Genomic DNA, 11,987 nt, shown 5'->3' on the forward strand with positions numbered 1-11,987 from the left:
CATGTGATGGACCGTGGCTATGTGGATTACAAAAAAATGGACCATTGGGTGGAAAACCGGATTCCATTCGCCATGCGTATCCAAGCTGGGCATAAGGCGAACATGATAAAATCCTATGAAGTTCCCGCTGGCAGTAGGGTTAAGCTAGACGCCTTAGTCGTCATGGGGAGTAGTTTTAGATCCATGGAACAGCCCCTTCGTCTTGTGGAATTCACGGATGAAGAAGGGAAAGAGTACCGTGTAGTAACCAATCGGTGGGATTTGAAAGCTGAAGAAGTAACTGAATTGTACCGGCACCGTTGGATGATTGAACTATTTTTTAAGTGGATGAAACAACATCTACGCCTAGTTAAACTACAAAGTACCCAACCTCAAGGAATCTGGAACCAGATTTTCTTTGCTATGGCGGCGTACTGTGTCACTTTATATGTTAGGTTAGTTGAGAATAATAAGAAGACCACCTGGAAAGTGCTCACCCTTCTTCGCATCCATGCCGAAAGGACATGGGAAAGTTTTCTCAATGAGTTACACCGGTTACCACAAAGAACATCTAAAGGAAGACAAAAGAGCCATCACCCGCCAAATGAAATTGAACTTCATGATGCAGGTGTGGCAATTGTAAAACAGGTGGGGGTAAGTACTAGTTCAATGGCAAAATATAAAAAACAAAGAAAATAACATCCATTTTTTGGATAACTGGGTTCAAATATAACCCCCTTCACTTTTTGGCTCAAAGTCGAAAAATACATCTGTAAAAATTATACATAAAATCCATAAAAAGTAAATCCATTGTATCCTTGTGGATATTTTTGCAATGGTAATGGAAAATCTCCCCTTATTTACCCCGAAAACGGGCTCCATTTTGCGTCTAACCGGAAAAACTCCGCTTATTCAATGGTGGGTTTTACTTTTCCATATATCAATAAGACCTAAAGGAGCAGTCGTTTTTATTTATAAAAAACTCTTGCATTATTTATAGGTATTTTGTAAGATAAGAATCCGTCCTCATTACTAGTGTATTAGTTAATGAGGATGTTTAAAAAATATTTGAAAACAGAAGTTGACTTCTGCGAATCAAGATGATATAGTAATACATGTAGCCGACAACAACGACTTGAAATTAACTTTTGAAAAAAGTTTTTCGTAGAAGTTGACAACGGTGAAAAGATATAGTAAGATGATCAAGTGCTTAATTGAACCTTGAAAACTGAACAAGACAACAACAAACGTCAACGTTAATTCTAAGTTTTAACTTTTTAAGAGCTAATCTTACTCTTTATTGGAGAGTTTGATCCTGGCTCAGGACGAACGCTGGCGGCGTGCCTAATACATGCAAGTCGAGCGGACAAGGAGGAAGCTTGCTTCCTCCTTGTTAGCGGCGGACGGGTGAGTAACACGTGGGCAACCTGCCTATGAGACTGGGATAACTCCGGGAAACCGGGGCTAATACCGGATAATTCTTTTCTACACATGTAGAAAAGCTAAAAGATGGTTTCGGCTATCACTCATAGATGGGCCCGCGGCGCATTAGCTAGTTGGTGAGGTAACGGCTCACCAAGGCGACGATGCGTAGCCGACCTGAGAGGGTGATCGGCCACACTGGGACTGAGACNACATAAAAAGTAAATCCATTGTATCCTTGTGGATATTTTTGCAACGCTAGTGGAGAAATTCCGTCTATTGACTCAAAAAACGTGAAAATGAGGGATTTTGGTCAGCTTAATCGGAAATTCTCCACTTATACACCCTAAAAATAAGCTCCATTCTGTATTTAACCGGAAAAACTCCGGTTATTTGTATTTCGCTTATACGCTATTTATTTAAGTGCATTGATATACAGAAAACCTCATCAGAAATAAAGAAAGTTTGATTTGTAAGAAAAGTATAAATTAGAAAATTTTTATGCTTGATGGCTAGTGAATAAATTGATAGAATATAAGAAATAAAAAGACTATGTGTAACTGGCGAAACGCGGATAACCGCGAGGGAGCACATGGTGTCGTAGCCGTTCGCCTGGGCAGAGGTAAGGGTTATAACCCTTGCCTCTTTTTGTTCAAATTTATAATAAAAAAGGAGAAACAATATGAGCCCAATTACATTAAAAAAAGTGAACCAAATTAAAACATTAAATAATATTGCAGAAAGCGGGTTAAAAGTCTTCCGTAAGGATAACTTTGCAGTCGACAATGACTGTGAAAATCCGGATGCGATCATTGCTCGTAGCTTTAATATGCATTCAATGGATTTCGGTAGTAATTTAAAAGCAATTGCAAGAGCTGGAGCAGGTGTTAATAATATTCCTGTCGACAAATGCACAGAGCAAGGAATTGTTGTTTTTAATACACCTGGAGCAAATGCAAATGCCGTTAAAGAGATGGTTTTAACTACAATAATGGCTTCATCAAGAAATCTTTTTGCTGGTGTGTCATGGACAAAGACCTTAGAAGGTGAAGGGGACCAAGTTCCAAAGCTTGTGGAAGCTGGGAAAAAGCAATTTGTAGGTAAAGAGATTAAGGGTAAAACTTTAGGGGTTATCGGATTAGGTGCCATTGGAGCACTTGTAGCGAACGATGCCATTGCTTTAGACATGGATGTAATTGGATTCGACCCATTCATTTCTGTTGATACTGCTTGGAATTTATCACGTACAGTCCAACGTGCTTTAACCATTGAAGAATTATTTGCAAACGCTGATTATATTACCGTGCACACACCGTTAACGGATGATACAAAAGGAATGTTTAATCAAGCTACATTCAGTATTATGAAACCAGGTGTTCATATTCTAAACTTCTCACGTGGAGAACTAGTGAACGAAATAGATTTGGCAGTTGCACTTGAAGAAGGAATCGTGGGTCAATACATCACAGATTTCCCTAATGAAAATGTACTGAAAATGGAAAACACCATTTGTGTTCCACACCTTGGTGCATCAACAGCAGAATCTGAGGAAAATTGTGCGATTATGGCGGGGCGCCAAATAAAGGACTTTCTTGAGACTGGAAATATTAAAAACTCAGTGAATTTTCCAAACGCTACTCTTCCATATTCAGGTAAACAACGTGTAGCAGCTTTCCACAAAAATATTCCTGGAATGGTTGGAAAGATCACCTCAGCTCTATCAAGCTATGACTTAAACATTGCAGATATGGTGAACAGAAGTAGAGGGGAATATGCCTATACAATGATCGATATTGATAACAATGTAACGAGTGATATTATTCCTCAGTTAGAAGAAAAAATCGGCTTGATTGAAGGTATTGTTACGGTACGTTTTATTTAAATCCTGTTTACAAAAGATGATACAAATCTATGTATCATCTTTTTTTTTGAATAATATCCATTTAAGTTTCATTTAAGTTAGATCGTGTAAAGTGTAATAGATAGTAGTCAAAGGAGGTTTGCCAATTGAATAAAAAACTAGGAAGGGTCCTTATTATCATTTTACCTATTATAAACCTTGGATTTTTGAGTAAAATCATCTATAACCTAGACAATGACAATATCGTAGAAGCTATATCAGCAGCAGCAGAAAGAGGCGTTTCTATTAGAATCATAGCGGATGGGGAAAATACAGAAAACAAAGATAGTAAAGAAATTTTCGATGATTTAGAAGCCCTAAATATACCGATAAAAATTAATACAGATGAAAAAATGCATATAAAACTAACGATATCAGATAACCAAAACGTCGTAACAGGATCCTTTAACTAAACAAAAGACTCTGCAGAAGATAACCAGGAAGTCCTCTTAACCGTAAGTGATTCGGAATTAGCTTCATCAATGAGTGATACATTTAATGAAATGTGGGATAGTGGTGATTTGGAGGAGTGGTAGAAGTAAGGAAAATAAAGTAGTTAAACACCTCTATACCATTCGTATAGAGGTGTTTTTATATTATTGATACCTGTCCCTAAAAGAAGTATCTGCAATCGTTTCTACACTAAATTCACCGTTGCTATACTTTATTACAGAAACACTGCAATTATCATGGTGCGGATAATCACTCATTTTTGTTAATTGCATTAAATAGTTGCCGATTGTCACTCCATGTGAGAAAACGAGTATATTTCCGCCTTCATTTTTGTGCTTGTCGATGATTTCTTTAACGACTGAGGTTGTTCGTGTATAAAGCTGGGAGTAGCTTTCTCCTTCTGGTGCAGCCATATTTAGGTCGTTAAGGGTAAATAATTGTTGGAGTATATTTCCGTACCGCTCGGTGATTTCTGATTCTAATAGTGATTCTAAAACACCAAAGTTCATTTCTTTCAGGCGTGGATCTGTCTTAGTTGGAAGCTTTCGGTGACCAACTGCATACTTGGCTGTATCAATGACCCGTTGGCTTTCACTAGTATACACCGCAGTAAATTCAATATCATCTAGTCCCATTCCTACAGACTTAGCTTGAGTGATTCCGCGTTCAGTAAGCGGGGAATCACAAAACCCTTGCATACGTTTTTCTATATTATATTGAGTCTCACCATGACGTACAAAATAAAGCTTTACTTCTTTTTCAGAGGACAATCTATAACACCTACTTTTTATTGTATTATTGCTTTGTTACCAAGAATTTTACCATACCTACTGAAGAATTGTTAATTTATATAAGGAGAAGGGAAATTTACACCTTTTGGGTTAATTTTTGTACAATAAACATATAATCGTCCTGTCCTAGTTTACTTTCAACTAATACTAAACTTAAAGTTCTTATGTGCTTATATTGACTTACAGTTAGGAGTGAAGAGCTATGCTAAAGTTAATAAAAAACGGAGAGGTCTATGCCCCAAACTATCTTGGTGTAAGGGATATCCTCATTGCTGACGATAAAATTGCTTTTATAGAGGAGCAAATAAACAATCCTACTTCTTTTGTCCCTATCGAAGTGATTGACGCATCTGGTCAACTTATCGTGCCTGGATTTATTGATTCTCATGTTCATATTATTGGTGGTGGAGGAGAAGGTGGATTCAAGACAAGAACCCCAGAAATTATGTTATCTGATATAACGATGTCAGGTGTAACTACCCTTGTTGGTGTACTTGGCACGGATGGTACAACCAGGAGGATGGAAAGCCTTTTAGCAAAGGCACGGGCACTAGATGAAGAAGGTGTTACCTGTTATATCCATACGGGTTCTTATCAAGTACCAGTTAAAACATTAACCTCTAAAATTGAAGACGACCTTATTTTAATCGACAAAATAATAGGTGTTGGAGAAATTGCCATTTCTGATCATCGATCCTCACAGCCTACATTTGAGGAAATAGTAAAAATTGCTACAGCAGCTAGAAATGGCGGGATATTATCTGGGAAAGCAGGGCTTGTAGAAATACATGTAGGGGATGGAGTGGGAAAACTATCATTGCTAGAAGAGATAATTGAGAAAACAGAAATTCCTGCGAGACATTTCCACCCTACTCATATTAATCGTAATAAAGAATTATTTGCTGCAGGGATTACATATGCAAAAAAGGGCGGGTATGTCGACCTGACGACTAGTACCATTCCTCAATTTTTAGAAGAAGGGGAAGTGAAATGTTCGACAGGTTTAAGATTAATGCTCGAAAATGACATCCCTATTAGTAGTATTACTTTTTCATCAGATGGGCAGGCAAGTCTTCCTTATTTTGATGAAATGGGTGAATTTAAAGGGCTAAAAGTGGGGAAAACGGATTCGTTATTCCGGGAGGTAAGGGATGCAGTCTTAAATGAGAAAATCCCTCTAGAGCAAGCAATTACAGTGATTACATCAAATCCAGCCCAAGTTCTCAAACTTTCTCAAAAAGGGAATATTCAAAAAGGGAAGGATGCGGACCTTGTAATTTTAGATAAAGAAACATTAACGATTCAAACGGTCATTGCAAAGGGTCAAATAATGTTGGCCCAAGGCTCTCCTTTAGTGAAAGGGACATTTGAATGAATCCCACAAGTAAAACCTGTACCTAAGTAGGTGCGGGTTTTTTGTTTTCTCAATTTATGTATTCTATACTTTTAAATTCCCAAATAAGTCAATACCTAGAGCAGAAGGAATGGCTTCACGTTCCTCCCTTATTAGCTCACCCCCTATTGTTTACAAAAATCGTATACATGTTTACTTAACGTAAACAACTTGTATACTTTTGTGTTTACATGTATACAAACCCGTATACAACCCGGTCTAATCGTATGTATACGCGTTTGTAGTGGTTGTTTACAACTATGTATACAAAAAGCCATTTGTTTACAAGCTGTTTACAGGTTTACAATTTCATTTCTTTTCAGCAAGGTTCATTGAATAATCTAGTATTTTCCTATACGCTTTAATAGAAAGATACATAGAAATAATCAGCAACTATGAACTATAAATCTATTAAACGAGAAGGGATGATCTATTATGTCAAACTCTAGAATTGCAGCAGTAGATGTTGGAAATGACTCGATTAAAGCGATCTTTGGGGAGAGGGAATATGAAATTAATATGCCTAATATTGTTGCCAGGGATACGGAAGATCGACCGGTCATTGGAATAGAGGAACTGGATAGTAAAAATCCCTTTGATGGCATCCACATTAAAGTGCATTCTCCTGCTCTAAAAGACAATAATGCCATTTACCGAGTAGGCCATCTTGCAACGAAAAGCAACAATGCAACAGAATTAGATCCTGGAAGTAGCAAATCAGAAGAAGACCAAACATTGGTCATGCTTTTTGCTACCTTGGCAATGGATGCGGTGAAAGAAGAGAATTCGGGTATTTTTCCTAGATCCAAACAAGTGATTGATGCCAATTACACGCTTGGTACGGGTCTTCCACTACGTGAAGTAAAGGAAGGAAAGGATGCGGGATACCGTTCGAAATTAGTCGGTTCTGTGCACCAAGTAGAATTTCTTGTCACACCTAAGTATCAAGGGTTAAAAGTAAATATTAAATTTAATGAAGTGAAAATATATCCAGAAGGTTTTGCAGCTTATATTAATCTTGTGATGGATACCCAGCTAAAGATTATTAATAAGGATTTAATTGATAAAAGAATTCTTATTCAGGACATCGGAGGACTATCCACGGATATTGCAGTGATTAAAAATCGTAATGTTGATGATGATAAGGCACAAGGGTTCAATCTAGGCGTTTCTGAATCTCTAGAAGCCATAAGAGAGGAAATAAGAACAAAGCACGGGGTGGAGTTAGATAGTCGTCGTGATGTTGTTGAAATTATTACTAGAAAGAATGATCGCAATCACATTATGGTGAAAGGCAGCCGTACGAGTGTTCATGACATAACAGATCGGATTTTACTAGAGCTAGCAAAAAAACAATACCGTTTGTTAAGGAATATTTGGCAAAAGAACTCTCAAACGGAAATCTGTTATTTTGTTGGTGGCGGTGCACATGTATTAAAGGACTATATTAAGACACTAAATAATAATTTAGATGGCTATAATATTGAATTTTTTGAAGATGAAAAAGAGAGTATTTGGATGATGGCTAATGCCTATTATAAGCTTATTACGGATTATGTAAGGAAAGTCGAGAAGCCAAAGAAAGCCCAAGAACCCGTTAAGAATTCATAGGTGATCATATGAAAAAATTAGCTTCCAATGAAGTGAAGAGGGGCCAAGCAATCTCCTTTCGAATTCCATCTGATACACCTGATCATTTATTAAAGTATTTACAAAAGTTGAAGGAAACCGAAAGAAGAAATTTTTCTAGTAAAATAGCGGAGTTTGTCATGCAGGGAGTTAGCCAGTCTTCGTCTAAGGAGCAGGAAACAATCACGATTCCCATTCCTCATAAATTAAGCAAATCCCAACGAAACTGGTTAAAGCATGAGCATTCAGAGGCTTTGCTTGGAAGTATCATGTACCAACTTTTAACAGATCCTGTTCGAGCCACCGCTTTGCTAGCGTCCTTGAATAGTAATGCTCTTGATATATCGGATGCCTTATATTTACAGGAAGAGGTATCTGATCTTGATGAACATTTGAATGATCCAATTCCTGAAATAGCTGTTTCAAAAGAGCCCGAGGCGTCAGAAGACGATTTGGATGCCTTTAGTTGGGAAAGTATCAGCCAGGAAGAACCAGAAGCAACGGACGAGGACCAAGATTACGAAAATGACCTTGATAGTCTCTTAGGTGACTTTCTCTCAAAAATGAATAAATAGTCATACCATATCCCTTTATCTATATCTAGATGAAGGGATTATTTATTATCCTAAAAAAATTTCCCAGGAAGTATTAACAACCTTTTGCCACTCGAATGATTATATATATCTTGTAATATACTTACTTTGTGTATTAAGATTTCATAATTAATAAGGTCATTGTTTGTATGGAGGAGATACAAGTGAAGCCATTTTTGATTATTACTCAAGTTCTTTATGTCCTATCTTTACTGCCTTGGTTTGTTATTTGGGGTATGTCTTTTATGAGCTTTGATGCTGGCATAGGTCTCTATAATTCTTTATTTGTCATCACTATTACCTTATATCCAGTTGCAGTCATTGTTGGCTCGATTCTTTCTTGGGTATTCCATCGAAAAAGAAAGAATCTTGCTGTTATTTTTAATTTGGTTCCGCTGGTATGGGTCATTGCCTTTGCTGTATTTATGTTATGGGTGTAATAAAACGAGAAGGACGATCATGATGAGGGATGTGCTCATGATCGTCCTTTCGTTCGTTCATCGTATTTGTCCGTTACCAGACATTATAAATTTCACCGTTGTTAAGGCAGGTAAACCCATTGGTCCGCGAGCATGTAATTTTTGAGTGGATATTCCTATCTCTGCTCCAAATCCAAGTGCTCCGCCATCTGTAAACCGTGTGGATGCATTGTGGTATAGGGCGGAAGCATCTACTAAACTCATAAACTTTTTCGCTGTTTCTTTGTTCTCAGTTACAATTGCTTCAGAGTGCTTGGTTCCGTATGTTTCAATATGGTCAATGGCTTCTTCGACGTTATTAACGGTTTTGATGGCTAAATCTAAGCTTAAATACTCGTTTGCCCAATCTTTCTCTGTTGCTGGGACCGCATTGGGAATATAAGTTTGAGCCATTTCATCGCCATGAACAGTAATACCATGTTTATTAAAAATATCAACGAGATGACTCTTGTTTTTGATAAGCCAGTCTTTATGAATAATAGCTGTCTCTAACGCATTACATACAGCAGGACGGTCCGTTTTCGCATTAATGAGTATGTTTAATGCTTTATCAACATCTGCTTCAACATCAATGTATAAGTGGCAGTTTCCAACTCCAGTTTCGAGTACAGGAATGGTTGCTTGATTTACGACCGCATTTATAAGAGAAGCACCACCTCTAGGGATGAGTACATCAATATGTTCCTTCATAGTGAAAAGCTGCTGAGTAGCTTCGCGAGTTGTACTTGCAATGAATTGAACGGCTTCTTTTGGGACCAATGTGTGATCTAGTGCTTCATGCATGACTTGAACGATTGCTTGGTTTGATGATAAAGCAGATGATCCGCCTTTTAATACAATGGAATTACCTGATTTAAGGGCAAGACCGGTGGCATCAACGGTTACATTAGGACGTGCTTCATAGATCATCCCAATAACACCTAATGGAACAGATACCTTTTCAACCAATAAACCATTAGCTAATGTCCAACTTGATAGAATTTTCCCTGTTGGATCTTCTAGTGTAGCTACTTGTCTGAGACCTTCAGCAAATTCCGATATTCTTTCTTTAGAGAGGGCCAGGCGATCCATGTAGGCGGCGTCATAGCCTTTGGCTCGACCCGTATCTAAATCAAGCTGATTTGCCTCTAAAATCACGTTTGTCTTTTTTTCTAATGCATCGGCTAAAACATGTAATACTTCATTTTTTTCTGCAGTTGATAGTTGGCTAAGGACTTTTGCTGCTTTTTTAGCAGCAATGGCTTGCGCTTCGACACTTGTAAATTCTGTAGTTACTGACATATAACTCCTCCTTTTATATGACCACAGGTAGGGATAGTTCTAATTCGCAAACAAAGTGTTCGATTGGAACAACCTCATCATTACTCAATTCTTCACCTATAGAATTCATTATTCGTTCAAGTTCTTCCGTTGAATAATTCACTACACCTAATCCCACTCTTTCGCCCTGGTGGTCTAAGATTCGAATAACAGAACCTTTTTCAAACCGTCCATTCACCTTCTCAATATGGGAGGATAGAATGCTCTGTTTACATTCAACAATAGAGAGTTTTCCGTGTTCGTTGATGAAAATCTCTCCCTTTGGACCGGAGTGAAAGGCAATCCATTGTTTCTTTTGATCTAAATTAACCGTCTCGGTAGAAACTTCGAAATATGTTCCTTTGGCGGTACCTTGAACAGCATCATTTAGTATATTTGAAATGGTGGCTTTACCAAGAAACGTACGAATACCTGAAGCCATAGCAATTTTCACAGCATCAATCTTCGACTTCATGCCTCCTGTTCCAACCACACTTCCGGATCCACCTGCACCTTGTTCAATTTCAGGTGTGATTTCGTATACTTTTTCTAAAAGTTTGGCCTGTTCATTTTTGCGGGGATCTGAATCGTATAGTCCTTCGATATCAGATAAAATAATCAATTGGTCAGCTTCAATTAAACCAGCCACTTTAGCTGATAATGTATCGTTATCACCAAACTTTAACCTGTCGACTGTGACAGTGTCGTTTTCATTAACAATAGGTATAATTCCTCGTTCTAATAATACGTTTAGTGTGTTTCGAACATTGTGATAGTGAGTTTCATCAGAAAAATCACTACGTGTAATTAATATCTGTGAGGCGATATACCCGTGGGATAAGAAAATCTCTGAATAGGCTTCAATTAGTAGTCCTTGCCCAATAGAGGCTGCCGCTTGTTTCTCTGGGAGAGATGTGGGGCGGTTAATGCAGCCTAGTTTACGATACCCAGCCGCCACAGCTCCGGAGGATACAAATACGATTTCATGTCCAGTATCCTTTAAAAGAGCAATCTCATCCGCTAATTTTTCAAGTTTCCGACGACTAATTTCTCCATGTCGACTGGTTAGAGAACTGCTTCCTACTTTAATTACAACCCGTTTCCTGTTTTCAAGGGTCGTCATTTTATCACTCCTGATACAAATTTATCTTTCCTTACTTATTTGTAGTGGATCTAACTAAGAGACTTTCTTTAATCTGCTCGCTGATTTCTTTTGAACGTTTAGCAGCAAACTCAACCGCTTTAGCTATTGCTATTCCTCCACCATTCAGATCTAATGCCTGTAGGCCAGCAGCAGTGGTGCCATTAGGGGAGGTCACTTTTTCTCTCAAAACGGCAGGTGTTTCATCTTGTTCCTGAACCATTCTTGCAGCACCGACAATCGTTTGAGCGATAATTTGCCTGGTGGTTTGTATGTCAAAGCCAGCTTTGGCACCTTGTAATTCCATATGCTCCATTAAATAATAAAAATAGGCTGGGCCACTTCCCGCAAGTCCTGTGAAAATATCCATATTCTTCTCATCAATCTGAAAGACCGAACCGATGCAATTGAGTAACTCTTTCGTTTCATAGACATGAATTTCTGTTGTTTTATGACCTGGGGATATGGCAGTAGTGGATTCACCGATTGCACTTGATGTATTCGGCATCACTCGAACTACTTGCTGGTCATCATGAAGGTTTTGTTCTAGGTATGTTGTTGTAATTCCAGCTAAAATGGATAAAATAAGTTGGTTTGATTTAATTTGGTGTTTTAAATAGTGTAATGCTTGATCCACATCTTTTGGCTTCATGGCCAAAATAAAAATATCTATTTGGTCAAACGGTAAATATTCAAGTTTTATCCCTCTAATTCCATACTTTGATTCAAGTGCAGTTAGCTTTTGAGCATTTGAACGGTTTGTAGCAATAATGTTTTCTGGTGGAATCCTTTCTGATTGAACTAAACCAGCAATCATTGCTTCAGCCATAGAACCTGCACCGATAAAGGCAACTTTCTTATTGTGTAGCATCTCATCTCTCCAATTTTGTTCGTATTTTTGTTCGTAA

General features: G+C 37.9%; 11 protein-coding genes, 1 riboswitch and 1 other annotated feature. Of the genes, 7 read left to right on the forward strand and 4 right to left on the reverse strand.

The genetic code is table 11. The features are described 5' to 3' along the window. The 3 genes from ACFFHF_RS00450 to ACFFHF_RS00460 all read left to right on the forward strand — a co-directional run. On the forward strand, positions 1–678 hold a 678-nt coding region (locus tag ACFFHF_RS00450; protein ID WP_377057368.1), incomplete at its 5' end, for an IS4 family transposase. Between the two features lie 637 nt (positions 679–1,315). Further along, positions 1,316–1,676 (forward strand) — a sequence feature (16S ribosomal RNA rRNA prediction is too short). A gap of 271 nt (positions 1,677–1,947) precedes the next feature. Further along, a riboswitch (ZMP/ZTP riboswitch) is annotated at positions 1,948–2,026 on the forward strand. Positions 2,027–2,083: 57 nt separating this feature from the next. Next, positions 2,084–3,283 (forward strand): NAD(P)-dependent oxidoreductase, encoded by a 1,200-nt coding sequence (locus ACFFHF_RS00455; RefSeq protein WP_160547721.1) that lies wholly within the window; start codon positions 2,084–2,086, stop codon positions 3,281–3,283. Between the two features lie 125 nt (positions 3,284–3,408). Further along, a complete protein-coding gene (locus ACFFHF_RS00460; RefSeq protein ID WP_377057369.1) occupies positions 3,409–3,714 on the forward strand; it encodes a phospholipase D-like domain-containing protein in 306 nt (101 codons plus the stop codon). Between the two features lie 183 nt (positions 3,715–3,897). On the opposite strand, the gene ACFFHF_RS00465 is transcribed toward ACFFHF_RS00460, so the two are convergent. After that, the gene (locus tag ACFFHF_RS00465) at positions 3,898–4,524 is read right to left on the reverse strand and encodes a histidine phosphatase family protein (RefSeq protein ID WP_160547722.1); all 627 of its coding nucleotides are present in this window, start codon (positions 4,522–4,524) and stop codon (positions 3,898–3,900) included. A gap of 223 nt (positions 4,525–4,747) precedes the next feature. Here ACFFHF_RS00465 and iadA point away from each other — a divergent pair, with 223 nt between their 5' ends. From iadA to ACFFHF_RS00485, 4 genes are all read left to right on the forward strand, one after another. Next, on the forward strand, positions 4,748–5,920 hold the full coding sequence (iadA, locus tag ACFFHF_RS00470) for a beta-aspartyl-peptidase (protein WP_160547723.1): 1,173 nt from the start codon (positions 4,748–4,750) through the stop codon (positions 5,918–5,920). A gap of 453 nt (positions 5,921–6,373) precedes the next feature. Beyond that, a complete protein-coding gene (locus ACFFHF_RS00475) occupies positions 6,374–7,549 on the forward strand; it encodes an Alp7A family actin-like protein (RefSeq protein WP_377057370.1) in 1,176 nt (391 codons plus the stop codon). An 8-nt stretch (positions 7,550–7,557) separates the two neighbouring features. After that, positions 7,558–8,142: a hypothetical protein gene (locus ACFFHF_RS00480; RefSeq protein WP_340906077.1), complete on the forward strand. Its 585-nt coding sequence runs from the start codon at positions 7,558–7,560 to the stop codon at positions 8,140–8,142. A gap of 182 nt (positions 8,143–8,324) precedes the next feature. Then, positions 8,325–8,600, forward strand: coding sequence for a hypothetical protein (locus ACFFHF_RS00485; RefSeq protein WP_340906076.1), 276 nt, complete (start codon positions 8,325–8,327; stop codon positions 8,598–8,600). Between the two features lie 57 nt (positions 8,601–8,657). On the opposite strand, the gene ACFFHF_RS00490 is transcribed toward ACFFHF_RS00485, so the two are convergent. The 3 genes from ACFFHF_RS00490 to proC are packed head-to-tail and all read right to left on the reverse strand — an operon-like array spanning position 8,658 to position 11,950. Further along, a complete protein-coding gene (locus ACFFHF_RS00490; protein WP_377057371.1) occupies positions 8,658–9,920 on the reverse strand; it encodes a glutamate-5-semialdehyde dehydrogenase in 1,263 nt (420 codons plus the stop codon). Positions 9,921–9,933: 13 nt separating this feature from the next. Beyond that, on the reverse strand, positions 9,934–11,061 hold the full coding sequence (proB, locus tag ACFFHF_RS00495; RefSeq protein WP_377057372.1) for a glutamate 5-kinase: 1,128 nt from the start codon (positions 11,059–11,061) through the stop codon (positions 9,934–9,936). Positions 11,062–11,092: 31 nt separating this feature from the next. Further along, the gene (gene proC / locus ACFFHF_RS00500; protein WP_377057374.1) at positions 11,093–11,950 is read right to left on the reverse strand and encodes a pyrroline-5-carboxylate reductase; all 858 of its coding nucleotides are present in this window, start codon (positions 11,948–11,950) and stop codon (positions 11,093–11,095) included. Positions 11,951–11,987: the final 37 nt, after the last annotated feature.

It is taken from the genome of Robertmurraya beringensis, assembly GCF_042433785.1.
Classification (GTDB): domain Bacteria; phylum Bacillota; class Bacilli; order Bacillales; family Cytobacillaceae; genus Robertmurraya_A; species Robertmurraya_A beringensis.

Excerpts from the sequence above, each read along its gene's own strand:
- ACFFHF_RS00455 (WP_160547721.1), top strand. The coding sequence starts at position 2,084 with ATGAGCCCAATTACATTAAAAAAAGTGAACCAAATTAAAACATTAAAT.
- iadA (WP_160547723.1), top strand. The coding sequence starts at position 4,748 with ATGCTAAAGTTAATAAAAAACGGAGAGGTCTATGCCCCAAACTATCTT.
- ACFFHF_RS00475 (WP_377057370.1), top strand. The coding sequence starts at position 6,374 with ATGTCAAACTCTAGAATTGCAGCAGTAGATGTTGGAAATGACTCGATT.
- ACFFHF_RS00480 (WP_340906077.1), top strand. The coding sequence starts at position 7,558 with ATGAAAAAATTAGCTTCCAATGAAGTGAAGAGGGGCCAAGCAATCTCC.
- ACFFHF_RS00490 (WP_377057371.1), bottom strand. The coding sequence starts at position 9,920 with ATGTCAGTAACTACAGAATTTACAAGTGTCGAAGCGCAAGCCATTGCT.
- proB (WP_377057372.1), bottom strand. The coding sequence starts at position 11,061 with ATGACGACCCTTGAAAACAGGAAACGGGTTGTAATTAAAGTAGGAAGC.
- proC (WP_377057374.1), bottom strand. The coding sequence starts at position 11,950 with ATGCTACACAATAAGAAAGTTGCCTTTATCGGTGCAGGTTCTATGGCT.